Source organism: Paracoccus sp. SMMA_5_TC, from assembly GCF_009696685.2.
In the GTDB taxonomy this organism is placed as follows: Bacteria; Pseudomonadota; Alphaproteobacteria; order Rhodobacterales; family Rhodobacteraceae; genus Paracoccus.
Genome location: NZ_CP102355.1, coordinates 658427 through 683463, shown reverse-complemented (window position 1 = coordinate 683463; position 25037 = coordinate 658427). Strand labels below are relative to the sequence as shown.

27 protein-coding genes and 1 tRNA gene are annotated in these 25037 nt (G+C 68.0%); 3 read left to right on the top strand and 25 right to left on the bottom strand.

The window, feature by feature from the left end:
- Window position 1: 1 nt before the first annotated feature.
- On the top strand, window positions 2-823 hold the full coding sequence (locus tag GB880_RS03455; protein WP_154493846.1) for a hypothetical protein: 822 nt from the start codon (window positions 2-4) through the stop codon (window positions 821-823).
- A gap of 34 nt (window positions 824-857) precedes the next feature.
- Here the strand turns inward: GB880_RS03455 and GB880_RS03450 are convergent, their stop codons facing one another.
- Both GB880_RS03450 and GB880_RS03445 read right to left on the bottom strand, forming a co-directional pair.
- On the bottom strand, window positions 858-1922 hold the full coding sequence (locus GB880_RS03450; RefSeq protein WP_154493847.1) for a hypothetical protein: 1065 nt from the start codon (window positions 1920-1922) through the stop codon (window positions 858-860).
- 975 nt (window positions 1923-2897) lie between these two features.
- Window positions 2898-2969 (bottom strand) — tRNA-Cys (locus GB880_RS03445).
- 41 nt (window positions 2970-3010) lie between these two features.
- On the opposite strand from GB880_RS03445, the gene GB880_RS03440 reads away from it, so the two are divergent.
- Window positions 3011-3196: a hypothetical protein gene (locus GB880_RS03440; protein WP_154493848.1), complete on the top strand. Its 186-nt coding sequence runs from the start codon at window positions 3011-3013 to the stop codon at window positions 3194-3196.
- 19 nt (window positions 3197-3215) lie between these two features.
- On the top strand, window positions 3216-3347 hold the full coding sequence (locus GB880_RS03435) for a hypothetical protein (RefSeq protein WP_256376878.1): 132 nt from the start codon (window positions 3216-3218) through the stop codon (window positions 3345-3347).
- Window positions 3348-3354: 7 nt separating this feature from the next.
- Here the strand turns inward: GB880_RS03435 and GB880_RS03430 are convergent, their stop codons facing one another.
- The 23 genes from GB880_RS03430 to GB880_RS03325 form a co-directional block, all read right to left on the bottom strand.
- A complete protein-coding gene (locus GB880_RS03430; protein WP_263467291.1) occupies window positions 3355-4014 on the bottom strand; it encodes a hypothetical protein in 660 nt (219 codons plus the stop codon).
- An 11-nt stretch (window positions 4015-4025) separates the two neighbouring features.
- Window positions 4026-5384 (bottom strand): DUF2793 domain-containing protein, encoded by a 1359-nt coding sequence (locus tag GB880_RS03425; RefSeq protein ID WP_229774443.1) that lies wholly within the window; start codon window positions 5382-5384, stop codon window positions 4026-4028.
- A 9-nt stretch (window positions 5385-5393) separates the two neighbouring features.
- On the bottom strand, window positions 5394-9359 hold the full coding sequence (locus GB880_RS03420) for a baseplate multidomain protein megatron (RefSeq protein WP_154494148.1): 3966 nt from the start codon (window positions 9357-9359) through the stop codon (window positions 5394-5396).
- Between the two features lie 10 nt (window positions 9360-9369).
- Window positions 9370-9816 (bottom strand): NlpC/P60 family protein, encoded by a 447-nt coding sequence (locus tag GB880_RS03415; protein ID WP_263467290.1) that lies wholly within the window; start codon window positions 9814-9816, stop codon window positions 9370-9372.
- Window positions 9813-10697 (bottom strand): DUF2163 domain-containing protein, encoded by an 885-nt coding sequence (locus GB880_RS03410; protein ID WP_154494150.1) that lies wholly within the window; start codon window positions 10695-10697, stop codon window positions 9813-9815. The genes GB880_RS03415 and GB880_RS03410 overlap by 4 nt, the downstream gene beginning before the upstream one ends.
- A gap of 126 nt (window positions 10698-10823) precedes the next feature.
- Entirely contained in the window at window positions 10824-11054 is a 231-nt protein-coding gene (locus GB880_RS03405; protein ID WP_154494151.1) for a hypothetical protein, read from the bottom strand.
- Window positions 11047-11277: a hypothetical protein gene (locus tag GB880_RS03400; RefSeq protein WP_154494152.1), complete on the bottom strand. Its 231-nt coding sequence runs from the start codon at window positions 11275-11277 to the stop codon at window positions 11047-11049. The genes GB880_RS03405 and GB880_RS03400 overlap by 8 nt, the downstream gene beginning before the upstream one ends.
- A gap of 3 nt (window positions 11278-11280) precedes the next feature.
- Entirely contained in the window at window positions 11281-11940 is a 660-nt protein-coding gene (locus tag GB880_RS03395; protein WP_154494153.1) for a lysozyme, read from the bottom strand.
- Between the two features lie 128 nt (window positions 11941-12068).
- Window positions 12069-12419, bottom strand: a complete 351-nt coding sequence (locus GB880_RS03390) for a hypothetical protein (RefSeq protein ID WP_154494154.1) — start codon at window positions 12417-12419, stop codon at window positions 12069-12071.
- Window positions 12416-13042, bottom strand: coding sequence for a DUF2460 domain-containing protein (locus tag GB880_RS03385; RefSeq protein WP_154494155.1), 627 nt, complete (start codon window positions 13040-13042; stop codon window positions 12416-12418). Before GB880_RS03385 ends, GB880_RS03390 begins: the two co-directional genes overlap by 4 nt.
- Entirely contained in the window at window positions 13042-15483 is a 2442-nt protein-coding gene (locus tag GB880_RS03380; protein ID WP_263467289.1) for a phage tail tape measure C-terminal domain-containing protein, read from the bottom strand. The genes GB880_RS03385 and GB880_RS03380 overlap by 1 nt, the downstream gene beginning before the upstream one ends.
- Entirely contained in the window at window positions 15476-15619 is a 144-nt protein-coding gene (locus tag GB880_RS03375) for a DUF7697 family protein (protein WP_229774471.1), read from the bottom strand. The genes GB880_RS03380 and GB880_RS03375 overlap by 8 nt, the downstream gene beginning before the upstream one ends.
- 83 nt (window positions 15620-15702) lie before the next feature.
- Entirely contained in the window at window positions 15703-16140 is a 438-nt protein-coding gene (locus tag GB880_RS03370; RefSeq protein WP_154494349.1) for a hypothetical protein, read from the bottom strand.
- Between the two features lie 2 nt (window positions 16141-16142).
- Window positions 16143-17087, bottom strand: a complete 945-nt coding sequence (locus tag GB880_RS03365; RefSeq protein ID WP_154494350.1) for a phage tail tube protein — start codon at window positions 17085-17087, stop codon at window positions 16143-16145.
- A 24-nt stretch (window positions 17088-17111) separates the two neighbouring features.
- Window positions 17112-17528 (bottom strand): acyl-CoA transferase, encoded by a 417-nt coding sequence (locus GB880_RS03360; RefSeq protein ID WP_263467288.1) that lies wholly within the window; start codon window positions 17526-17528, stop codon window positions 17112-17114.
- Window positions 17525-17815: a TSCPD domain-containing protein gene (locus GB880_RS15850; RefSeq protein ID WP_195840867.1), complete on the bottom strand. Its 291-nt coding sequence runs from the start codon at window positions 17813-17815 to the stop codon at window positions 17525-17527. Before GB880_RS15850 ends, GB880_RS03360 begins: the two co-directional genes overlap by 4 nt.
- Window positions 17816-17856: 41 nt before the next feature.
- The gene (locus GB880_RS03355; protein ID WP_263467287.1) at window positions 17857-18486 is read right to left on the bottom strand and encodes a DUF6441 family protein; all 630 of its coding nucleotides are present in this window, start codon (window positions 18484-18486) and stop codon (window positions 17857-17859) included.
- Window positions 18483-18794 carry a head-tail joining protein gene (locus tag GB880_RS03350; RefSeq protein ID WP_154494351.1) on the bottom strand — a complete coding sequence of 104 codons (312 nt, stop codon included), beginning with the start codon at window positions 18792-18794 and terminating at the stop codon, window positions 18483-18485. The genes GB880_RS03355 and GB880_RS03350 overlap by 4 nt, the downstream gene beginning before the upstream one ends.
- Window positions 18794-19132 carry a DUF2190 family protein gene (locus GB880_RS03345; protein ID WP_154494352.1) on the bottom strand — a complete coding sequence of 113 codons (339 nt, stop codon included), beginning with the start codon at window positions 19130-19132 and terminating at the stop codon, window positions 18794-18796. The genes GB880_RS03350 and GB880_RS03345 overlap by 1 nt, the downstream gene beginning before the upstream one ends.
- A 108-nt stretch (window positions 19133-19240) precedes the next feature.
- Complete coding sequence (locus tag GB880_RS03340; protein ID WP_229774469.1) at window positions 19241-21211, bottom strand: prohead protease/major capsid protein fusion protein; 1971 nt, start codon at window positions 21209-21211, stop codon at window positions 19241-19243.
- A 25-nt stretch (window positions 21212-21236) separates the two neighbouring features.
- Window positions 21237-22703: a phage portal protein gene (locus tag GB880_RS03335; RefSeq protein WP_263467286.1), complete on the bottom strand. Its 1467-nt coding sequence runs from the start codon at window positions 22701-22703 to the stop codon at window positions 21237-21239.
- Between the two features lies 1 nt (window position 22704).
- Window positions 22705-22908, bottom strand: coding sequence for a phage head-tail joining protein (locus GB880_RS03330; RefSeq protein ID WP_263467285.1), 204 nt, complete (start codon window positions 22906-22908; stop codon window positions 22705-22707).
- Between the two features lie 111 nt (window positions 22909-23019).
- Window positions 23020-25017 carry a phage terminase large subunit family protein gene (locus tag GB880_RS03325; RefSeq protein WP_154494581.1) on the bottom strand — a complete coding sequence of 666 codons (1998 nt, stop codon included), beginning with the start codon at window positions 25015-25017 and terminating at the stop codon, window positions 23020-23022.
- Window positions 25018-25037 lie beyond the last annotated feature (20 nt).

Below are 25037 nucleotides of genomic sequence, written 5' to 3'. Positions count from 1 at the left end.
AATGAAAATCGCAAACCCATTGAACCCGGTGCAGGTCGAATTCAACGAACTTTGTGACAAAGGCGGCGGCGCGGGTGGAGGCCCAGCGCGAACCAAGGTGCAGGAATTGTTGCACCAAGGCAGCAAGAAACTGAATGCGTTGGCCTACGACGAGATTTCGCAACACTTGAAGACGTTTTCGTCAGCAAACCCTTGGCACGTCTGCTTTGCCGTGGGCTTGGGCTGGGGGCATCTTGCGAAGATCGACGAAAACTTCACGGCGGCCGCTATCGAAGTGCTGACCGACCTGGACCCGGCAGCCCTGAGCGTTGCAAAGACGTTCCATATGGAGCGTGGCCCGTCCCCGATCGAACATTCGCTTCGGGGCGGATACCTGATGTTTCAGCGGGTGAAGCTGCCCGCGACGTTGCCCGATGACTTGAAGATGATTGGCCGTGCGCAGGAACGGTGGCTTTCGCCTCTCGTGTCGCCTTCAATGGACCGGCCCAAGTATATCGGCAGTTGGAACGCGACCGCGATGTTCATGGTGGCCCTGTTTTCCAAACCCGCGCTGGCTGCGACCTTGACCAATCGGGAAGTCATGCTGCCGCCGGGTGGCCCGATCTTCAACGGCCTGAAAATCCTGCACAAAGCCAAGATTCTCAAGACTCCGCCGTCCGGCAACGAACTGGACGATGAAGCCTTCGAACCCGGCTCGATCTACGAGAACAATGCCCTGATGGCCGAACTTCTCCAAGGCAGGCAAGGATGGAGCATGATCGACGTTCACTCGGGCCTTTACATGCTGGGAACCAGATACCCGCAATCAAAGGACTGGGCATAAACTGCACATAAGGGGATGCCCGCGCGCTGGGCGATCAGTCGTCTTTCGTCCAGCCAGCCTGCCCGTCGCAGAATTCGCAGCCCGAGTGGTAGCTGAATTCCAGATCGCCACCCCCGATCTGCCGTTCGTTGCACCATCCGCACTGGGGGGCCGATTCATCGGTGGACAGGCATTCAGTGCAAATGAACGTGTCGTGGTGCTGGACCACCCTTCCCATACTGGAACACATCGCGCAGTTGACCTGCGGTTCATAGTCAGACGGATCGGAATACTCGGTGTCCAGCGCGTCAGAAAGTTCGCCTGCCGTCACTTTGTGCCCGCAGGTCTCGCACGTCCTATCCGAACCGTGGTCGGCCTTGATATGCAGCGTCGTGCCGCAGTCGGCCGGACAGGGGATTTCAAGGTAAGCCTCACCCAATCCGCAGAGCCGACAGTGCTTCTCAAAGAAAATGTCCGACAGTTCCGTGACGGCTGAGGCCTCATAGCCGCAACCTGAACATGCCGCGAACTTGGCCCCGGCTTTCTTTGCCGCGTCAATCTCGGGTTTCAGGCGATCAAAGGCAACGCTCAGAAAGGCCCGATTTTGCTTCATCCGCCAGCGGATGGTAGCGATCCTGGTATCGAATTCCTCGAACTGATCGGCCCATTCGGACAGAAGGCGTTCCAGATAATACCAACTAAGGCATTGCTCTTTAACGATTCCTTCGATCATGGCCTGACCCGCTTTCGCCGTGCCTGCCTCGTGAAAGAAGTGGATCATCTGGTTTCGGTGGGCTGCGATCCTTGCGAACTGGGCAACCGCATCCTTCGGGATATTCTCGCCGCATGCGCCGTTCAGACGCCTGATTGCATCGGCTTGGGTGACGGTCTTGCATTCACCAGACAGGAAGTTGTCCAGCGTCACGTCAGAGGCGCGTTCCGCCACCAGAGTCCAATGCTCACGCATCAGACGGGCTTTCAGAAGCAATTCGACGGCTGTTGCGAAGTGGATCACTGAATACTTGGGGCGATCCTTGATTTCGTCGACCGACTTTTCAAGAAAGTCGAACGCGCTTTCGGAGAAGTTGCGCAAGGCGGCGTTCAGCTTTTTCTTTGTCATGCCCTACACCTGTCCGAACGGGAAACTGCCTCGCGGTGTTCAACTTGCTAATGCGCGAGTATCAACTTGGCAACGTCGCATGCCGGTTGTCACGCAACCCCAACTCCTCGCCGCGTGTCAGCCTCGCAGAGTGATCCTGTGCGATCATCGCCCCTTTCCCATCTTGGCTTTGGGTCCTTCCTGGGGTGGGGGTGTGCCGGGCGGGGACGCCGACCCGCGAAGATCGCGCGTTTTCAATTTTCGGGCAGCAAGATTGGCCCCAGTATTGCAGAAATTCTGCACAGGCTGACAAGTCGCGGTTCAGGGCACCCGCAGGGGGGCACATGGAAAGGGACCCATGATCGGTCACAGCACATCGCCGCGCCAAATGGTGTCTGTTCAATCTTCCTTTCCATATGTGGGCATCGGAGCGCGACAGACGACGGCCCCTAAAGGGTGCTGTCGTGTCGGTCGCATGGTCCTCCGCCTTGCAGTGGCAACTGGTGCGCTTTGTCGCGCGCCGTCGCAATCTGTCGCCATCCTGTCCCTGCCTTCTGTGATCAGCTTGGATGGTCTTTGGCGACGGCACCGGCTTCTGATGTGAGTCGCGCGATACCAACACGGCGATTATGTGTTGGTATCGCAACACTCGGACGAACCCGGTAAAAATCGCAGATTTTGTTGGTATTTTTGTTGGTATCCGGCACTTTTGCGAGTTGAATCAAGGGGCTGCGGAATCCTCCGGGCCTACCAACGCATCTCGCGACATCTGCGGCTGCGCCGCAATCCGGACAGGGCGCAAAAGCGGTTGCTGCGACCGGTTGGACGGTCGGGCGCGGTCAGGCCAGTGATGGGCCCGCAGGCCATGGGCGGCATCTGCATCGGACCAGTGGCAGCCAAGGTGTGCTGGCACCTTCGGGCGCGGGCTATGCGGCCGATCCCGCACAAGGTCGGTGGGCCGTCGCCATGACGTCGTGTTGCGCAGGAATAAGGAAATGGAGGCGGGTACCGGAATCGAACCGGTCTTCACGGATTTGCAATCCGGAAACAAACCAACAGAATCAAGCCACTGAAAGGAAAACCGCCTCGGAACAACCGCGGTCCATACAGTGAAACGTGAAAACCGTGACACGCTGCATGCCGCGGAGGGCGGCGACATGGCCGGCGGCGGCTGGGGCGACGATTTCGTCTTCGGCGGCGGCGGGAGCGACACGCTGATGGGCGGCCTGTGCCACGACACCGTGCGGGACGGCGGCGGCAACGTTACGCTTTACCTCGGCATGGGCGACGACTGAAGCTATGGCGGCCGCGCAGGTGGTGCAGACCTTCGGCCGGATCACTCCGGCAGGCGATGCGGTGCTGGCCTTTGCCGCCGCGGGCACCACGGTGGTGGTGGTCGGCGCCGGCAGCCTCGAGGGGCTCGCCGACCACATCCTGATCCTGTAGGGCGGGGTCAGGCCCAGCCGAACAGCGCGTCGGTTTCGGTGTCGGTCATCCCCGTTGCGGCCTGCACGGCCAGGATCAGCGGCGACAGGCGCGGGATGGTGACGGCGCCGGCCCAGCGGATGCGCGCCTCGGCCTGCGCGGGGGCGGGCATGGCGGCGACCACCGCCTCGAACTCGGGCGGGATGCCGCCGCCGGCGGCGGCGATGGCGCTGGCCGGGGCGATCAGCCCCGCGCCGGCCATGGCCAGCACCAGATCGAGCCTGGTCACCTCGCGCGCCGCGCGCCAGGCGATGCGGTCCTGTTCGGCCAGGGCCTCGGCGGTCTGCATCTGTGCCCAGTCGATGAGGCCGGGGGCGCCGGGGCCCGTCGCGCCGGGGTGGCCGGGCAGATCGACCGGCCCTTGCGGTGCCGGGTCCAGCGCGGCGGGAAAGCGCACCGCCTCGGGGGCATCCAGCCCGTGCGGCAAGGCCAGCACCACCTGCAGCACGCCGCCTTGCCGGGTGACGGGCGCCATCAGCCCCAGGCCGTCGCAGGCGCCGGGCGGCAACCGCGCGCCTTCGGGCAAGGGCGACAGATCCCAGGCGGTGCCGTTCACGCTCAGCACCTCGTCCTGGCGGTGAACCGACAGCACGGCTTCGGAACGGATGGGGGTCAGTTCGATGCGCATGGATGTATTCCTCAGAACCAGCGACCGACGGCATGCAGGTGAACGGTATCGGCGCGGCGCGCGTCGGTCTTGTCGCGGGCGCTGAAGCTGCACGAGGCGGTGCCGGGGGCCGCATCGAGGCAGACCGCCGACAACACCCCCGCCACCGCCGTGCCGCACACGATGGGTGCTTGGGAAAAAGCGGCCGGAAAGGTCCAGGTGGTGGCGGCGGCCGCGCTGGCGGTCATGCTGCGCCAGCATTCCTGCGTGCCGCAGGCCAGGCGGCGGTAGCGGCCGTTGGCGTTGGTGCCGGTTTCGACCAGCGCCCCGGTGGGGGCCCCGCCCGACTGGCTGACGGTGCCCACCGCGTTGCCGGTGCCATAGGCGGTTTGCCAGGCGCCCCAGGTGCCGCCCTGGCTGGTGCGCCACGCCAGCCGCCCCACGCCCGTATTGCTGCGCTGGATCGCGATCTGCTGCGGCGCGCGCATGCCCGCGCCGATGGCATGGACGACAATCACCGCGCCCTGGTTGAACCCCGGCCCGGTGCCGCTGGTGCCCCCCGTCATGTTGAACAGGTAGAGCCCCGCCGGGGTCAGGATATCGTCGAGGTCGGCAATCAACGGAGCATAGTTCGCCCCCAGCCCGAAGGCCCCGGTGACGCCCACCAGCGCCAGCAACCGGCCGGAGGTGGCATCGGTCGAGTTCTGGATCACCGCCGAGCCGCTCAGCAGGCCGGTCACCGCCAGGCCGTTGCCCACCTGCACCTGCCCGCTGGCCGCGCCGATCGTCAGCGCGTTGTGCCAGGTGCTGCCGTCGGGGCTGACCTTGAAGGCCAGGTCGTCGCTGCCGGTGGTGCCCAGTTCGGCCCGCCCCGACCAGCCGGTCTGGAACAGCAGGCTGGCGGTTTCCGCCGCGCCGGCCTTGTTGATCTTCAGCTGGTGCCCGGCGCCGGCATGGGTCAGCAGCGTGGCCGGGCTGGCCACCGCCAGCCGGTTGGTGGCATCCGCTGCGGTTCCGCCGACGCTCAACTGCTCGGCTGCAAGCGGCAGCGCCCCAGGGCCTACCCAAACCCCGCCGTCAAAGGTTACAATCAAATTCTCGTCTTCGACCCACGCCCGCCACCCGGTCCGTGGCGGCAGGCGCAGCCACGCGCCGTCTGTCCAGACCGCAACGTTCAGGTCCCAGCCCGCCCAATCGCCAGACGCGCCCGACGCGACGATGTAGCGGTCTCCATCGGCCGGAGAACCGGGTGGCGCGACCAGGTCGCGGTCGAGAACCGAGAGATGAACGAGCCCGTCGAGGATCCGCAGCGCCTCGTTGTGGGTGACGTGCTTCTGCGCCTGCGCGGCCATGAGGTACGGCAGGCCCAAATGGGTGCTGGCTTCAGACATGGAATAGCCTCAGAACGTGAGGGTGACTATTTTTGACGCCCCCCGCCCCACAAAGGCGGAGAGCTGGTAGATGCGGATGTCGAGCGTGTCGCCGGGGGCGAGCGGCGCGCCCCAGTCTGCGGTCTGCTGAGCGGCGGTGTAGAAAACGGAAGTCGTGCCGCTGGTCAGCACCCGCTTCACGGCGACACCGTCAAGGATCTCGACCTCGTAGGCTTCGAGCTCCTCGGCCAGCGGCACTTCGAGCCCATCCCATCTGTCGGCGGCAAGCGCGCGGGAGCGGCGTTTCCAGCGGATCGTCAGATCGCCGGGCGCGCGCGGCCTGCGCCACGGCTGCTCGACATGGGCGACAGAGAACGGCCGCAGGCCGGTGCCCGCGGGCGTGAAGGCCTGCGCCACGTAGGTCTCGTCGCTGACCGAGCGGCTGGCGGGGCCGATGCGCCAGTTCCACGGGATGCCGAGATCGGCCTCTGCGATCGGCAGGGACGCGAGGCTGTCGTCGAGTACCACGACCCTCGCGCCAGCGGGCGCCGGGTTGCCCATGGCGCCTTCTGTCCCCCGCTGGCCGCGCAGAAGCCGGGTGAGCCGATACCGGCCGCGCGCGAGCAAATCGGCCGCGCCCGCCTGCACGATCTCCCAGACCCCAGGCGCGCTCTCGATGGCGAGCGCGTTGGCACCGCCGAAGAGCGTCAAATCGGTGACGCTTTCGAGCGTACCGGTGAGCAAATCGACGATCAGCACGTTGCCAAGATCGAAACGCGACGTCGGACCCGCGTAGAAGTCGAAGACCAGCGTGCCGATCCGGGCAGGGCTGCCGAACGTCGTCAGCAGCTCGAACCCGTCCGTCGATGGGCTGCGGAACACCGCCATCTCGCCCGGCCACGGAACCGCGTGCGCGGCGACCAGCGGTCGATGCGCAGGCTGGTCCTCGCGCAGTTGCGGCAGGTCCATCAGCACCGCGTGCGGCGCGTTAAACACGACTTTCCGCGTCGGTGCCACCGCGCGGGGAGTGCCGGGTGGCAGCTCGTAAGCCGCCCGGTCCTGGCGCACCGCCTCGACGCCCCGCGCCTCGGCGTCGGCGGTGGATACAAGGCGGAACTCGAGACTGCGCCCGTCATGATCGAGCCGGATCACGTCGGCGGGGTCCAGCGCCAGCCGCGAGGGCGGCAGTAGGAAGCTCGCGGTCTCGCGGCCGATCCAGGCTTCCATCAGCGCGCGGCGGCAGCGGCGCTCACCCTCCTCGGGCGGCACTGCCATCGAAAAGCTCTCCGACGCGATGCGCGCCGTGTCCACGGTGATGCGCCGGGCTTCGACGAGCGCCGCATCGTAATCCTCGTCGGCGCGGGCCAACTGCCACTTCAGCGCCTGCGGCAGTTCGGTCTCTTGGCCCCGCGTCAGCTCCAGCACGTCGCCCTCGCGGGCGGCCACCAGATCGTCGGGCGCAAAAGTCGCGACGGGGCCCCGGCCGCGTAGACGGAAGCGGATCACGCCCTCGGTCTCCACCGCGTCGAAGCCGAAATGCCGCGCGAGCGTGGTGATCGAGGCGCGGGGGCTTTCCAGCGCGCCGATGACATAGCCCTCGACCGCGCCCCAAAGCCCCGAGACGTCGATGCGGTTAGATGGCAACCCGGCGCGCAGGCAGAGATGCCGGACGAGCGCCGCCAGCGACACCGCGCCGAGCCGTCCGGTCAGCCAGTGCCCGAGCTGCCAGTTCTCGCCGTCCGCCCAGACGTCGGTCAGAGCCGGGAAGAATGGATAGGGCCGCGCGTCCCAGGTCCAAGCGGCGCATTCAGGGACATGGACCATCCGGCCGCCGTAGACGGACGAGGTTGGGTTGTTGGCCGAAGTGCCCCACCAGAGATACGTCGCCTCGAGATAAGCGCGCTGGATGGCATCGTCGCGCCACCCGCGGGAAAAATATGGGATAAAGCTTTCCGACGACTTCGGATCGAAGAAGACGTTGGGCTGATTGGTGCCCCGGTCGATGGCGGGACAGCCAAGCTCGGTGAACCAGATCGGCTTCGACTCCGGCACCCACGCGGTCGGCGTTGCGCTCTCCACCCCGCCCGGGCGGTCGTAATGCGCGTTCGACCACCAGGCGCGCAGATCCTTGTAGCGGAACACCCACGGCTTGCCGGCCGCGCCATCGGTGATTGGGGTCCGGACCTGCGCGACGCGGTCAGCGGCACTGGCGTAGAACCAGTCGAACCCTTCGCCGCCCGCGATGTTTGCCTGCAGGTAGGCTCGGTCGTAGATCGCGGGCCAGCCCTCCGCTGCATCAAGATGCTCGAACCCGTCGCGCCAGTCCGAGAGCGGCATGTAGTTATCGATGCCGATGAAATCGATGTTGGCGTCCGCCCAGAGTGGGTCGAGGTGAAAAAACACGTCGCCACTGCCGTCCTGCGGCTGATGCCCGAAGTACTCCGACCAGTCGGCTGCGTAGCCAATCTTGGTCCCCGCCCCGAGGACCGAGCGGACATCCGCCAGCAGGTCCCGATAGGCCTGCACCGCCGGATAGGTAGACGCGCCCGAGCGGATCGTGGTCAGCCCCGGCATCTCGGTGCCGATGAGAAAGGCATCGACCCCGCCCGCTGCCGCGCAGAGATGGGCGTAGTGCAGCACCATGCGGCGCAGGCCCCAGTCGCCCGGCGCCCCGGTCCACGAAACCGACTGACCCGAGACGCTGAAGCTCGCAGGCGTGGCCGCGCCGAATAGCGCCGCGACCTGGCTTGCGGCCGTGGCAGTCTTGTCCACGGTCCCGGCGAAGCCAGCGGCAGGCGAACAGGTGATCCGCCCCCGCCAGGGGAATACAGGCTGGCCCGTCTCCGCGGCGTTGTCGGAATAGGGGTTCGGCAGCGTGTTGCCGGGCGGCACGTCCATCAGGATGAAGGGATAGAAGGTCACCCGCAGCCCGCGGGCCTTCATTTCCTGGATCGCCTGCACCACGGCAAAGTCAGAGGGCGTGCCGCCATAGACGGGGCGGTCCTGATCGTCGCGGCTGACGAGGAAGGCGCTGGCGCGGCTCACGCCGTTCACCGACCAGCTGGCGGGCGTCGTCGACTTGGCCGACACCTCGACGCCCGGCCGCACCTTGCAGGAGCCCGCGCGCAGATCGTCGCCGAACCACGCCACCACGAGGCTGACGCTCTCGACCGCGGGCGCCATCGCCTGCAGCCTGTCCAGCGCCTCCACCATGTCGGTGGCGTCCGGCAGCGCGTTCAGGTTCTCGGGCACCGTCGCGCCGCCATCGGTCTTGCGGATCGCCTGCGTCGCATAGGTGAATTCGCCCGAGGCCGGGATCATGGTGACGGCGCGGGTCAGTCCCTCGGCGGTGTCGGGGTCGGCCAGCGGGCGGAACACCTCGAAGGACAGCTGCGGGATGCGGTTGCCGTAGGTCGAGATGGCCAGCTCTTCGAAGACGACATAGGCGGTGCCGCGATAGCTAGGGGTGCTGGCCGCGCCCATCTTCGCCGCGATGAACGGGTCCGCCGTCTGCGCCTCATCGCCGGGATACCAGCGCCAGGTGACGCCGGAGAGGTCCATCGGCTTGCCGTCAGCCCAGATGCGGCCGATGCCGGTGATCGGGCCTTCGCACAGGGCGACTGCGAATGACGCATAGTAGAGGTATTCGGTGGTCTGGACCCCCCCGCCACCACCGCCCTTGCCGCCGCCCTGCGTGCTGGTCCTGGTCTCCTCGCGGAAATCGGTCGCCCAGATGATGTTGCCGCCCATCCGCATCCGGCCGTAGACCCGCGGGATAGGTGCCCCCTCGGTGGCTGAGGTGATGCGCAGCGTGTCGAGCCGCGCGCCCTCGATGCGCTGCGTCGGCGCCAACGACGACACGATCCAGCTGTCAACCACCGACCCGATGGTCGATCCGATGAAGCCGCCGATGGTCGCGGCGCTGACGCCAAGGATCGCGCCGCCGATCGACCCGCCAAGGGCGGCGCCTGCGACACCGAGAACGAGGGAGGCCATGGTCGGAATCTCAGCGTTGCGGAAACAGGAAGGCGAAGGCGACGCGCCGCCGCCAGGCATGGGTGAGCGGCTCCTCCATCACGCCGAGCCGCTCGTAGGCGTGGAGAAAGGTGTCGTGGCCGGTGAGAATGCCCACATGCTTGGCGATGGCGCGGGGCATCATGCGGAACAGGATCAGCGCGCCGGGACCTGCCTCCGCGGGCGACACCTCGATCATCATGGCGCGCGCGCCCTCGGCCAGCACCTCGCGCGGCCCCGTCTCGCCCCAGTCGCGGGTGTAGGGCGGGATCGGAAACGGCTCGGGGCCGACCACCTCACGCCAGACGCCACGCGCGAGGCCGAGGCAGTCGCAACCGACGCCGCGCAGGCTGGCCTGATCGTGATAGGGCGTGCCGAGCCAGGACCGCGCAACGGTGATGACGCGGGCGGGATCGGCAGTCGGAACGGGCGTGGTCACAGGACCGCCCCCTCGTGCCCGCCATCCTTGGTGGCGTAGCGCAGCACCGCATCCTGACCCGGAATGTGCGGAAAGCCGCGGAAGTTGGCGGTGTTCGCGAACTTGGCTGCGCAAGTCTCGATCCGCTTGTCGCAGCCCGCCCAAGCCACGAAGGCATCCGTGGCCGTGATTGGCCGCACTGGCGCTTCCAGCAGGGTCAGCACCACGCCGCCATTCGTGACCTCATGGCCCAGCACCTCGACCCGCCGCCCGGCATTCGCGCCGGTCGACCATTCCACCAGCCCGAAGGCAAACCAGCCAGCGGCGAAGTTGCCGAGGCCGGAAGCGGTGAAGGCCCGGTCGCGCAGCACATCAATCACCGCACCGGTCCCCTTGAAGGCCGGGGCCTCGAGGTTTACGCCGCACCGCGCGTCGCCGAGCAGGGCATCGCAGGTCGCCTGGAACGTCCGCCCGACCGTCTGGCCGAGGACATGAGCGAGCGAGCGGACCTCGGCGACGAAGGCCAGTCGCCCGCGACGGATCTGGCCGATGGCCCCGCGCCGAAGGAGTACGCGCTGGCCGGGATCAGACCAGTTCACCCGCCAGACCTCGACTGCGGCATTGTCCCAGCGGCCGTCGAGAATGTCGGTCTCGATGATGCGGTCCGAGGTCAGCACCCCCTCGGCGTCCTGCGCATCGACCGAAAGGTCCGAGCCGGAGCGGACCTCGGACGCCGTGAGTCCGCTCTCGGGATCGAAGTCCGTCCCATCGAAGCTGAGCTTCCTGTCGTGATCGGTGAAACCGAGCACGACGCCGTCGGCGCGCGTGATCCGCCAGCACCAGGCAAGCGTCGTCGTGCCGTCGTCGAGATGGGCCTGCAGCGCAGGCGAGAGGGATTTCATCGGCAGGTTCCCGTCATTCGGTCGTCGAGATCGGCGATCCAGTTCGCCCAGTCCGGCGGCACAGCGCCGACGGTGTTGGCTGCCGGCCGGCCGAGCCGCGCCTCGGCGTAGGAGGCGCAGCCCGCATCACCAGAGCCCATCGTTCCGGCGCAGCCGCTCAGCAGGATCGCCAGCGTTGCGGCCGTCACGGAGTGCGTCGCGCCCGCGCTCGACGCGGTCGTTCTTGTCTTCGATGGCATCGCGTTCCGCCTCCCGTTTGCCCGCGCGCTTCCCTTCAACGCGCCCCCAGACCCGACCAAGGGCAACGCCCCAGATCGCGCCAAGAGCCGCAACCAGCCAGAACACGAAATCAGCCATCGCCGCGGAACCCGCGTTCGAGGCGGTCGCGCAGGCCGATGAGGCCGAGGCCAAGCGCGATCAGCCCAACAGGCGATGCGTCGCCGCTGCCAGCGAGCAGCGCGATGAGCCGGGAAAGTTCACTGAGCAACCCGGTGGCTGGCAGCGCGAGGGATGCGGCGCCGGTGGCGAAGGCTAACATCCCCGCCCACCAGGTAAGCGAGTTAGGTCGGACGTAGCGCATCAGTCAGGACCTCCGGAACAGGGTAGAGAAGAAGGCGGCTAGGCTGGCGAGCCAGCCGGTCGGCGCGTGCGGCGCACGATCGAGAACCGGCGGTCTCCGCAGCGGCGTCGGACGCAGCAGCTCCAGCGCCTCGGCCTCGGTCAGCCGCCGGATGGGCCGCGAGAAGTCGACACGGCCCCCGCGGTCCACGGCCCAAACCGGGATCGTACCACTAGGATAGCGGCCGTGGCGGAACAGATCGCGCTCGGCCTCGCGGCGCTGGATGATCGCGGCCGGTCGCCGCCAGTTCAGAAACGCGGCGGCGGCGGCGGCTCGATTGCCGGCGTTGAGGTGCCGAGTCAGCTCGGCGCGCGCAATGCCGCCGGTGTTGTAGTGGAAGCTGACCAGCGCATCGAACTCATGCGGCGCCAGCGGCACCGTTACCGCCCGCAGCACGTCCGCCTCGTAGCGTGCGAGGTCGCCCCGAAAGACCCGGAACGCCTCGCGGATCCCGGCGTCGACATCAGCAGGCATGCCGCGCGGCATCTTCGAGGGGTCCGGCGGACCGGCAGCGGCCGTGTGGCCGATGCCGAAGGTCCAGACCTGTTTCACGTCCGTGTAGCGTCCGGGCACGATGCCTTCGTGCCGGACGATGGCCAGAAGCCCGCGGTCGGTCGTATGCATGAGGTTACCGAACAAGCGAAAGGACGAGGATCAGAACCGCGACGGCGACGCCTACACCCAAGCGGTGACGGAAGACCTGACCGGGATCGCCATGGTCGCAGCGGAGGGCGCGCGCGAGGCGGAGAAGTTTATTCATCGTCGCCGCCTTCCTTGGCGCCGCGCAACCGAGCAAGAACCAGCTCGATAAAAGCGGGCCCGAAAACGCCCACCAAGTAGGCGGCCGACCCTGCCGCCCCGCCGGCAGGGATCGCCTGCAGCGGCAGGCCAAGCCACTTGGCGACCAGCGCCATGGAGAGGCTCCCCATTCCGGCAGCGATCAGCCCGCCAAGCAGGATGTGGCGCAGCGCGTCGCGCAGCCGCATCTTCGTCGTCAGTGCGTTCGTCGCTCCGCCGAGCGCGCCCCAGACAGCGAGGATCACCGCCGTCGAGGCCGCGAGCTCGCGCAGCACGACCGAAACGAAGCTGCCGGTGTCGTTCATCGCCGAATCTCCAGAAGCGGGATCGAGGTGATCGAGCCGAGGCGTTCGAGGTCGAGCGTGACGTCGAGAACGTCGGTGTCGAAGCGGACGGGGACGTCGAATTCGAAGCCCGCGGTGATCGCAACGCCCGCGCCAGGGGCCGAGCCAAAGGTGACGACGCCGGTGGCGGTGTCGACCGACCAGCCCGAAAGCTGCTCGACCCCGTCGAGCGCGATGCGCAGAGTGCCAGCCACCGGCTTGGTGATCGTGCGGATCCAGACCTGGCTGCCGGAAGCGTAGCGCTTGACCAGCTGAAAGGCGGTCGTAGCGCCGTCGCCGGTGCCGATGAGCTGATCCAGTGCCGACGGCGTGCCCGACGGCAGGCAGGACTTGAAATCGGCCCAGTCCTTGAAGCGGAAGCCGTGGAGGCGGCCGTTCCTCGCTTCGAAGAACGCCAAGACCGCCGCCAGATCGTCGCCGCGGCGGATGCCATAGGCCACATCGTAGCGGCGTCGCGAGTTAGCCCAGCTCGCGTTGCGTTCCTCTGCGCCGCTCGCCAGTTCGACGATCTGCGTGCGCCGTTCCGGTCCGCCCCGCGCCCCGCGGCTGATGTTGTCGGGGAAGCGCACCTCGTGAAACGCCATCACATGCCCCTGCGCCCGAGCGACACGGCGCGCGCGATGTCTGCGGCGACCTGCGTGCGCGACTGCCGGAAGCTATCGGCATCCCGCGCGTTGATCGTAACATTGACGATTGGAGCGCCCGCCCGGCCGTAACCGGCCGCCTCACGCCGCGACAACACACGCTCGCCGCGCTGCAGGATCGCGGGCACCTCGTCAGGGCGCAGCCCGGCCCAGCCGCCGGAATGCATGCGCGGGGCACCCGCGAAGGCCAGCGCCGGGACCATGCGGCCGGGGCCGGGCGCGCCGACCGTCCCGCCAGCGTGCAGGATGTTGGCAAAGATCCCGCCCGCGCCGCCCAGCGTTCGGGAAAGGGCGTTTGCAATCGGACCCAGAATGAACCGCCGCGCCGCCAGTCGCGCCAGATCGGCAATCATCGAGGTCACCAGATCGCGGAAGTCGAGCTTGCCCTTGCGCACGAACTCGACGACCGCGTTCTCGGCCGACCCAAACGCGCCCGCCAGCGCCTCGCCGATATCCGCGCCGATCTCGCGCGCCCTCGCGGCGTAGTCGGCAAGCGCGGCAGTGACGGCCTGCCAGCCGGTCTGGGCCTGCTCGGCTCCGGCGGCAGTCTCGGACCCCGCCTGCCGCCCCGCCGCTCCGGCGCGACCTGCCGCCCCGCCGGTTTCATCCAGTTCTCCGCCCAATGCCCCGGCCGCAGCAGCGGCGGTCGCCAAGGCCGTTTCGGCACCGGCACCCGTGCCGGTCACCGCATCCTTCAGCGCCTGCCAGCTGGCGAGCGGCCGACCGGCAGCATCGGCCAGCATCCCGGCCGCTTCGCGATAGCCGTCGGCCCGAGCGCGCGCGTCGTCGGCCATCGCACCGAGACCGAGGTCCGGCGGCTCGAGGTAAGTCCGCGACAGCGCGGCCGAGAAAGCATCCGCCGCGGCGGCACCTGCGGCCGTTGCCGCGCCCTCAAAGGGATTGCCGATGCGCCCCAGTTCCACCGGATCGAGGGTGCCGATCCGCACCCCGCCTTTGCCTGTCGCCCATTCTGGCAGCAGCGCGAGGGCCGCGTTCAGGCTTTCAATGAAGCTGTTGATCCGGGTGACGACTCCGTTCAGCATCGCCTCGACGCCAGAGATCAGCCCGTTCGCGGCCTGAAATGCGAAGTCGCCGATGGCGCCGGGCAGGCTACCCCAGATTGCGACCGCCGCGTCATAGGCCCCCTGGAATATCGCGGCCGTCCGGTCGCCGAAGCTGACGACGCCTGCGATGGTGCCCTCGAGGGCCGAGAAGCCCGCCGCCTTCAGCCCTTCCCAACCGGCAGCCATCCGCGCAAGCGCCGCATCAAGCGACAGGCCGATGCGCGACCAAACCTCACGGGCCAGATCGCCGAGCAGGCGGAACGCCTCGCCCACACCGCCGATCCGGGCGACCAGTCGCGACAACTGGTAGACCAGCTCACCCGCGCCGACGATCAACGCGCCGATGCCGGTGCGTATCAGCGCGCCCCGCAGCACAAAAAACGCGGTGGCAAGACCCCGGACCGAGAGCGCGGCGGCGACCATGCCCGCCACCCAGCGGCCCGCGAGGAACGCCGCGAAGGTGGCGGCGTAGGTCGTCAGGCGGCCGATGTTGTCGAAGATCCCGCGGATCGCGATGCCAAGCGGACCGGTCCTGCTCGCCACCGACGCCATGGCGTTCGCAACCGCTGCTAGTGCGGGGGCGGCGGCGACGGCCAGCTGGTTCGAGATCCCGCGCCAGATCAGCCCGAGCCGCGAAATCGCATCATTGGTGCGCTCGATCTGGGCTGCGTCCTGATCCGAGACCACCACCCCGAAATCCCGCACGTCCTCCGTTGCCTGGCGCAGCGTCGCCGTGTCAATGCGCGTGAACACCAGCGACGCTCGATCGCCAAAGAGCTGCGCAGCGACTTTCGCGCGTTCGGCCTCCGGCACGAATTGCCCAAGTGCCTGCTGGATGGCAGCGATGCGCGCGTCGAGAGGCAGACGCTGCAGGTCCTCGGCCGACAGCCGCAGGCGACGCAGCGCCTCCACCGCAGGACCCGTGCCGGAAGCCGCTTGGCTGAGCCGTCGCGTCAGCTGGACCGTGGCCTGCTCCACCTGACCCATCGACACACCCGCCAGATCGCCCGCGCGCTCAAGCACCTGAATGCTGGCGACGGTGGTGTCCAGAGACGCCGCGAGCTTGGCCTGCGCATCGACCGTCTGCAGGCCGGAGCGGATCATCGCCACGCCAGCGGCGCCCGCGGCTGCCACGGCGGCTGCGGCCGCCACGCGGACCCGCCGCGAGAAGGCCCCGAGCCGGGCGTTGGCCGCTTCCATCTCGCGCGACAGGCGACCGAAGCCTCGGGCACCCGCCTCGCCAACGCCTTCCAGCTCGGCGCGCACCTGCCGTCCGCCCTCGGCCGCGAGGCGGACGCTGACCCTCTTCTCAGCCATCGGACCGATCCATCTGTTCGTTGAGTTTGGCGACCATTATCGCTTCGATAACGGGCAGCAGCTCGGCCATGGCGAGCGGCGGCACGCCGAGCGCGTCGCCTAGCGCGAGCGCCGCCGACATGTCCCAGCCGATCACCGCACCGGGCAGGACGCGCAGCTGGCCGCCGAGGCGGCCGACCAGGTCCCATACCTGCCAACCCTCCGGAGTTTCCGGACGGTTCAGCCGCGCCGGGCAGTCAGGGCAGCATTGCCCGCAGGCTTCGCAGTATCTGTCGCCCCCGCCGAAGGACCACTCGGCGAGAGCGCAGAGGCGTTTTTTTCCTGTTCCAACAGCAGGCCCTTCGAAACGTAGGTCAGCTGGAAGGCCTCAAAGATAGGCCAGACGTCAAGCAGCGCGTCGATGGCCTCGGGGCTCGGATCGATGGAATTGCCACCCGCGTCGCCAATGCCATTCCAGGCGAGCACCGCCCGCCGCGCCAGCGCCTTGGCGAAGGCGACCGCGCGCTCCTCGTCGGAAGCCTCCTCGGGCACCGCCTCGACGGCGGGATCGCTGCGGGTCGCCACCATCAGCGCGGTGGTCAGCGGTCGCAACTGCACCCGGACGCCGGGCGCGAGGTCATGCCAGCGCGGAGCGTTGGTCAGATCAAGAGTCAACATGCTCAGTATGCCGCAATGTTGTTCACAAGGGTTGCAGTGCACATCCGGGCCGGGCTGGACGCCTTCGCCGCCTGCCAGTCGAAGGTCGCCTGCACGCCCTGCGGCCCGGAAATCTCGATGCGCGGGCGCGGCAGGTAGACGGCGTGCACCGTAAAGGTGAAGCTCTCGCCTGACGAGAGGCTGTAGGCGAACTCGAGCTCGCAGGCCTCGCCGTTGATCGCCTGTGTCACCAGCGTCTGGTCCGCGAACCGCACCTCGATCCGGCCGGTCAGGGCCGCCATGCTAGGATCGGCACCCTCGATCTTGCCGTCGTTGCGGATGGTTTCTATCCGGTCAAGGTTGTTGGAGTAGCTAATCTCGGCCGAGACCACGTTGCCCAGCGCCGTGCCGTTGCGCTTCACCGTGCCGTTGAAATGTCCAAAACGAATCAGGTCAAGTGCCGCAGGCGTGCCCGCAGCCGTAGTGGTTGCAATGGCCTCGCCCTGCGCCACCAGCCGGACGGTGGCTGTCAAGAGGCCCGAGCGTTGCATCTGCCAGCTAAGCTGGTCAAGCACGCAGCCGGAATACATCGCATAGCGCGGAACCTCAGGCATGCCGGTCTCGATCGACATCGAGGGCAGCGTCCAGGAACCCGACTGGAACTCGTGCGTGAACGGCCCCGGGGCAGTGCCCGTGGTCGTCGGTGCCCCGAAGGCCCCCTTCAGCCAGAAGCCGAAGGCCGCGGCATCAAGAGGCACCACGACATCGCCATCGGCCGTCACCGCGTCCTTGATCGGCGCCAGAGGATCGCGGCCATAGCCCAGCAGCTCCGAGTTCAGCAGCGGCTGCTCCGCCCCCAGCGAGGTGCTGGCGAAGGGCATGCGGATGAAGCCGCTGGCAGGCGGCGTTCCATAGGTCGTCTCGAACGCAAGCGCCATCAGCGCCCGCGCCCCCTGGGCTCGTGCCATGGTGTTCTCCTCAAATTGTCGGGATCAGCCGAGCGGATCGGCCGTGGAATAGTGCAGCACCACCGGGATCACGGCAGCCTTCAGGCTGGCCGCGCCATCGACCGGCAGATCGACCGGCCGCGGCGCTTCGGCCTCAACCCAGTCGCAGAGCCCGCCCAGCGTGCGGTCGGCAGCAAGCGCCGTGCCGATGCTGGCGCAAAGGCTGTCGAAAGCACCGTCACGAGCGGCACCCTGTACGACCGCCTCAATCTCGGCGCGGTGCTGATAGTGATACCGCAAGGGGGACAGGGTCACCTCCGGCTCCCCCGGTTCGCCGTCGCGCAGGATCAAGAGGCCTGCGGCGGGCACGCGCTCGGGCAACACCTCGCCGCGCAGGGCGGTGGCGGGCAGCGCCAAGAGTCGCACGTGCAGCGCCGTCAGCACATCCTCGCGCACGCTCACGGTTGTTTCTCCGTTTCAATTTCGGTCAGCACTGACAACACAGCGCCGACCACGCTGGACATTTCGTCTTCTCCGCCAGACACGGGCACAGTCCCCAAGGACCTTGTGAGCGCCTTGGGGGATGCACCGTGCTGCAAGGCCAGAGACGCTACTACGCACACGTCGTCGATTGTCAATTGCATGTCAGACCCGCACTTGAACCCGGTAGCGCGCACTTCGCGCACCGAACCGCTAACCGGATCGAACCCGACAGTCACCGCCAACGACCTGTCGCGCCAGCGCACCATTTGTGTCCGCGCAGGTCGTCTAGGCGGCAAGTGCTCTCGCGTCACAGGCGCACCTCCATCCAGTTCGCCACGATCAACCCTGGCACGCTGTCAAGCGCCCGGTCCGCGTCCCGCGCAAGCTCCAGCCGCTTGCGCAGCCTGACCTGGGGGACCAGCAGGAAGACCGGCACAGTCGTCAGCCCGCGGCCGGTCTTCGCCCGTGACGCTACCGCGCGGCCTTTGGTGTTCAACCGCCCCTCGGCCACCAGCAGGCTTGGCCCCCGGCGCCGGTAGATGAAGCGCAACCGCAGGCCCGTGCGCCGTTCCCATTCCTCCGGTGTAATCCGCCCGCCGCGGGTGGATTTCCCTGCAGCGAGCAACGGGATCGCCAGCCAGAATCCGTTCTTCGAGCGGATCAGCGGGCCGGTGTCGTGCGCGCCCACGATGACCGGCGCCTTCGACCAGACCATCGCCGCGGCGTTCAGGCTGTCACTGCCCTTCGGGTAGGTCGCGAGCCGGATCGAGTTTCCGAGCCGGGTGCCAAGCCCCGCGCCGGTGATCTGACTGCGCCAGGCGGATTTGAGGCCCGCGCCCGCCTCGCGCATTGCAGCCGTCACCGCGCGTTCGCCCGCCGCAACCTCAGCCGCCATCATCGCAACAATGTCGGGCTCGATGTCGAGCTTCAGTTTCACACCGGCCTCAGATCGACGGTCCAGACCAACCGCTCGCGGTCGCGGACGGGCTCTCCCTGGATCAGAAACGCGTCGCCGTAGATCTCGATACGGTCACCGGGGCGCGGGTTCGGCACCTCGGCCACGCGCAGGTCGATGCGCGTAGTCTCCAACAAAATCCGGGCGTCGCCAAAGTTGCTGATAGCGTCGGCGCGCCGGGCAACCGCACGCACCAACACCGGCGCGCCGCCATCGGGTATGTAGACCGCGTCCCGGCCGATGTTAGCGTCGGCAAAAAGCGCCCGCACGGCCGCGGCAAACGCACTCATCAGCTCGCAACCCCGTTCAGGCGGACGCGCCCCACGGTCACACCAGCGCCGCCACCCACTGCTGCCGCTGCTGCCCCGATCAGCGTGTTGCCGCTGGCCGTCGTGGTGCAACGGGCGTTCGCCGCATCCCAGTAGACCCGCACCCCGACCGTCCAGGCCTGGCTGGGCGCCTTGGGCAGATCAAACACCCCGGTCAGAACGATCACGCCATTCTGACCGTTCGCAATCGCCCCCTCTGCCACCCCGAACAGGTTGCCGACCAACACACCAGCGCCAGACGCGATGTCCGACGAGGCCGTGATCTCCAGCCGCTCACCAGCTGCAAAATAGTTCCGCATGTCACGTTCTCCTCACTCCCGAAACAGATGACCCGGCCGGCATCCGCGGCCGGCCGGATCAAGGTGCTGCCGCGCGGAAGGATGCGCGGCGCGCTGACGTCAGGCCGGTCAGACGCCGGCGTTCCGGTAAAGACCGCGCCAGTCGATGGCTTTGGCAGCAAAATCATGCCGCGCCTTGATCTCGATGCCGTCCACCTCGAAGCCCTGACGGACCTCTGTATAGACCCCCTGCTGCCCATCCAGATAGGCGTACTCGACCGTGTCGATCCGCGCAGGATCCGCCGCAATGAACCACGGGTCCGCGCCGCTCGCCGGAATGAGCCTCGCCTCCTCGACCACCTCCAGACGGTTGGCGAATGCGTTCACGCCCGCCACCGCGTCCGGCGTGGTGGCCGCAACGTTCTTGCGCGCCTCCACCGACCGCGCGCCCGGCGGCACGATGATGAAGCGCGGCAGCACACCGATCAGCCGCCCCTCAAGGCCGCGCTGCGCGCCGAACAGCCTGTAGGCCTCCGACAGACTCGCCTCGCTGATCGCACCGGCCGTGCCGAGGTTGCCGTGCGAGGCGTGGAACAGCGCCTGACCGTCGCCCATGACAGGGTTTCCGGTGAGGATCGAGTAGACGATGTCCGACTCCAGATCCGCCGCCGCAGCGCCGTAGGCCGCAGGCACCCGCGTGAAGGCATCCAGATCGTCGTTGACCAGAACCTGCCGCGTGATGCCGACGATCCGCCCGTAGGTGAGCAGACCGTAGACCTCGCGCCCCTCGCCGACAGTGCCGTAGGTGAACTCGCCAGACTCCGGCACGGCCAACAGGCTGGGCGCGCCGGCCAGCTGCGTGACCGAGACCGGCTTGAAATCCGCGATGGTCCGCTGCCGCGCCCAGACAGCAAAGGTCCGCGGCGTCGTCTCGTAAGCGCGCCGCAACGTCTTGTTCGCCACGTTTGCCAGAATGAACGGGAAATCCCCGGTCGAATGCAGCCCCGCGCGGCCCAGCAGCGCCTCCGTCGCCACCTCGATCTTCGACATGCCAGACATCGAACGACCGGCCCGGCCCAGCGCGTGGCGGGCCAGCTCGATCAGAGACAGGCCGCGGAACTCCCGCGACGCGGCCGGCAACTCGAACTCCCCCGGGCTGTAGCGATGCAGCAGTGCCGACGACACCGCATCGCGATAGCCTAGGTCAGGCCCGCCGCGCACCTGCGCCGGCACGGGCTCCACCGTCCGCGCGCCGTGATTGTCACGCTCGGCCAGCCGATCCAGCACCGCCGCGCGGGCCAGATCCAGACTCACCCCTCGCCCCACCAGATCGGCAGCGAACTCCTGCCCGAGCTCGTGCCGGGCGCACAGCCGCAGGATCTCCGCAGCCGTCCGGCGCACCTCTTCGACCTCATCCGCGCCTCCGGCGCCCTCCTGAACCTGCGCGTCACCGCGCTGGTCCACCACGGGCACAACGCCCGCATCGATCCGTTGCTCCAGCATTCCGCCCTCCTGCTCAACCGCCGCATCCGCGGCCTCGACGTTCCCAACCATGATCCGGCACCGGTTCACCGCCTCAATGCCGCGCTCCGCCCGTATCCGTGCCCCGGCATCCGCCGGGATCGCAACCGCCGAGATCTCCAGCGGCTCCCAGTCCACCGCCCGCCAGAGATCCCGCCCGCCCTCGCGACGCACGACCTCGTATCGAAAAACCCGGTAGCCCACCGAAATCGCCACGTGCTTTTCCAGCACGCGCCGCACTGCGGCCCGAGCATCCTCCGCTCCCGTAAGCCGCACGCGCGCGACACCGCTGCCGGCCTCGAGGCGCACCGAGCCGGGGATCACCGACCCCAGAACCGCCCCGAGTCCACCGCCCTGATGCGAGTCAAGAAACGGCGCGCCGCCGTTCAGCCGCCCAAGCCGCACCGAACCGGGATCGACCACCAGCTCCTCGTCGTATTCCTCCGGACCCTCCCAGGCCCAGCGCACACGCCGCACCGTGGCGCCGGTGGTCCAGACAACCTCGACAATCTGTTCTCCGTCCCCCGCCACGCCATCCGGCACGCGCAGCTCAGCCGCCCGCTCCAGCAGCGGCAGCATCACATCGTCCCTCATTTCCGTTTCCTCAATCGGAGACCGTGCCGGCCTCGGGCTGCACCAGACCCGCCTTCGACACCCGCCGCGGGTCGCTGTCGAACACCAGACCCGCGGCATCCAGCTCGCTGGCCTGCGCCTGCCACTCGCGCAGCACCTCCATCGGATCGTAGCCGCGCCGCGCGATCTGCTGCGCCAGCGTCGAGAACCCGGCCCGCACCTCCAGGATGTCGGCCGTCACGTCCTGCAGCGGATTGACGCTCTCAAATCGCGGCGGACCCCATTCCGCCGGAATGTCCGGATCAGGCACAAGGCCGGCCGTCCAGGCCGCCTCCATCACCCAGCGCCACACCGGCGCGCAGAACTGCGGAATGACCGTGTGCCACTGCACCGCCTCGATCATGCGCCGGAACTCGTTCAGGCCCATCCGGCCCGATGAAAAGTTTACCTGGCTCAGATCGCCTGTGAGCAGCTCGTACGGCACCCGGAACCCGGCAGCGATGATGTGCTGCTGTACCCGGTTCCACTCGTAGATGCCGGACGTCGACCCTGGGCTGTTGAACTTCACGTCCTTCCCGTGCCGCACATAGGCGATCAGACCGGGCTCGAACTGCTCGACCCGCTTTCCGTCCGAGTCCAAAACCGCCGGCGCAATGGACGACTGCTCCTCGTCCGCCCCGAAGACAAAGCCGACCACGGAGGCCTCGATCTTCTTCCGCTTGAGCTCTGCGACCTGCCAGTCGCCCAGATCCCGCAGCGCCCGGATCGCGGGCACGCCCCACGGGACGCCGCGGTTCTGCACCCGCTGGCGCTCGAACAGATGCGCGATCTGCGCCGCGTCCACCCGCTGACTGTCCCGCAGCCCGCGCATGAAACCCGCCGCATCGCCGGGATGCTCCGGATGAATCCAGTAAGCCCGCCTTCGGCCACCGGCGTCATACTCGATCCCCTGAACGATCCGCGATCCGTCGCCGCGCACCTCCGACCGCGACGCGTCGAGGTGATCCGCCTCAAGCAGCTGCACCTGCACCGGAACCGAGAGCCTGTCCGACGCGCGACGGCGCAGGCGCCTCGCCAGCACCTCGCCACCCTCGACCATCTCCCGGACCGCCAGAGCGGTCAGGCCGTGGAAATCCGTGTGCCCGTCCGCATCCGCCTTCTCCGCCCAGCGCTTCCAGACCTCGTCCGCCGCCCGGTTCACTGCGGCGTCCGGGCCCGCCGCCCGCGGCCGGATGCCGGTGCCGACGATGTTCGACACCAGCACCTGCACCGCCTTCGCCGCCAGCGGATCGTTGCGCACCAGATCCCGCATCCGATCCCGCAACGCCGGACCGGCCGCCGACACCTCAACGTCCGCACTCGTCCCGCTGGCGATCCAGCCGTCCGTGCCGCGGCCGCGGCTTGCTGCGTCGTAGGAACGCAAGGCAGGCACGGCCGCACCGCGCTCCGTCCGCCGCCGCGACAGCAGCCAGCCGAGGATCCCGCCGCGCCGCGCCATCTCAGCTCCTGCGGAACGCCGCCACGCCGGCGACCGGCCGCGGCGCAAGGGCGGCCGCCAGCCGTCCCTCCACGAACGCCAGCCTCGCCCGCAGATCCTCGAAGGAGCCGTAGCGAACCTCGTGCTCGCCGGTCCGAACGACCAGCGTGCCCGAGGCCAGCGCGCGCCGCAGCGCCGCCGCCTCGTCTTCGGTAAAATCGCTCATGCCAGCCCCGGAAACGACAAGAGGCGCGCTCGGTCCTCCCGAGCGCACCTCTCCGATGATGCTGCGATGGCTACCACATTTTGCGCGAATGCGCAACTGCCATGCAACATCTCATATCCAGCGTCCCGGGCGCGGCCCCATCCAGTCCTGCCGACGCTTCTGGCCGCGCTCAAAAGGATCAGGCGCCATGTCCGCCGGCAGAACACCGCCCTGCTCCGCCGCCCCGGCCCGTGGAGCCTCGAACGCGAGCTCGCGCTGCTCCCAGCGCGGCTCGTCCCAGCGGTCCAGCCCCATGAGCCACGCCGCCGCCCGCGCATAGACCCGGCAGTCCAGCGCCTCGTTCCGATCCCGCAGCTGCTGCCATTCCGTCTTCATGTAGCCGGCCCGCATCCGCACGGCCACCAGCTGCTCGGCCGTCAGCTGCCGCACCCATTCCGACGTTACACCGCGCGGGATGTGAATGAACCCTGCCGGCCAGCCGCGACCTGCCTCCAGATCCTCGTCCGTCGGCTGTGCGAGGCGCAGAAAGCGATAGGTCTCGGACTTGAAGAAGCCCACCCTCACCGACCAGAGCTGAACGCCTCTCCTGACTTTCCGGCCCCTCTCCGTGACCTCCACCCAGCTGGGGCCATCAACCGGGCTGGTGACGACGCCGTCGCGCATCCCCTTGATCGCCAGTACCCGGTCCCGTGACTGCGCCCGCACCCACGAATAAACTGCGTCCGTGGTGGCGCCGTCCCCCGAGTCGATTGCCAGCCGCGAGATGGGCAACTCGCTACCGGACGGATGCCGCCACGTGCGCATCAGCAGCTCCGACAGCGCCTGCCTGACCGGCTCCGTGCCGATCTCGCCCTCGATCACGACGTGCTCTATCAGCCACGACCGCAGGCCGCGCCCCCAGCCCCAGACGTCGATCTCGACCCGGTCCCGCTGCACGTCCGCCCCGGCCGTCAGCACCAGAACCCCATCCGCCACCTCGCCCAGACGGTGCGGCCCGCGCCGCTCGTAGAGCCGCTCCCAGTCCGGAGCCTCACCGCGCTCCGCCCAGGTCTCACCTAGCACCGTGTTCTTCACGGTCTTGAGTGCCGCGTCATTTCCCTGCGCCGCCTCCCAGAGGCGCGCGATCTCCGCCCAGCTCTGCCAGCCGAGCGGCGAGTAGAGCGCCGAGATGTGAAACCCGGCTGTAGCGGCAGCCTCCGCGGATGCGATCTGCTCCGCAGGAGCCGTCGCGATCCAGCACGCGCCGTTCGCCGGATCCATGAACGTCGTCTTGTGCCGCTCCTCGAACGGTTCCTCACAGGCCTCGCAGTGATACCTCGCCCGGTCCGGCATGCCCTTCGGCCAGCGCAACCGCTCGAACTTCAGCCATTGCAGCGTGCCGCAGACAGGGCAGGGAACATGATAACGCCTCTGGTCTGAGCGCAGAAACTCCCGCTCGATACGGCTGATCCCGCGGATCGTGGGCGTCGACACGAGAAACATCTTCGCACGGTGCCCGAAGCTCACGGTCCGCGCCTCCGCCAGCGACACCGGATCGCCCTCGCCGTCAACGTCACCGGGGTAGGCGTCCACCTCGTCCAGAAACACCCAGCGCGCCGGCATCGAGCGCAGCCCGACCGCCGAATTGGCACCGGTCAGGACAAACTGACCTCCAGGAAACCGCTTCGCCAGCACCGTGTTTCCCGAATCCCGCGAACGCGCCGGTGCAACCAGCGCGCGCAACGCAGGGCTTTCCTCGATCAGCGGATCGATCCGCTGCTGGCTCAGCCTTTTTGCCAGGTCCGTTGTGGGCTGCACGGCCAGAAACGGCCCCGGCGCCCGGTGCATCACATAACCGACCCAGTTGTTCCCCGCCTCGGTCGCCCCGACCTGCGCTGCCTTCATGAACACGATCCGCTGCAGCGGCGAGGTCGGCGACAGCGCATCCATGATCTCCCGCAAATAGGGCGTCCGCGCCGTGCGATACGGCCCTGCCTCAGACGATCCCCGCGAGGACAGGACGCGATGCCTGTCCGCCCATTCCGACACCGTCTGCTTGGGATCCGGTGCCAGACCGGCCAGCCAGGCCGCCCGAATCTCCCGCGCCCCGTCAAACTCCGCGACCCTCATCGCAACTCGCTTCCGTCCAC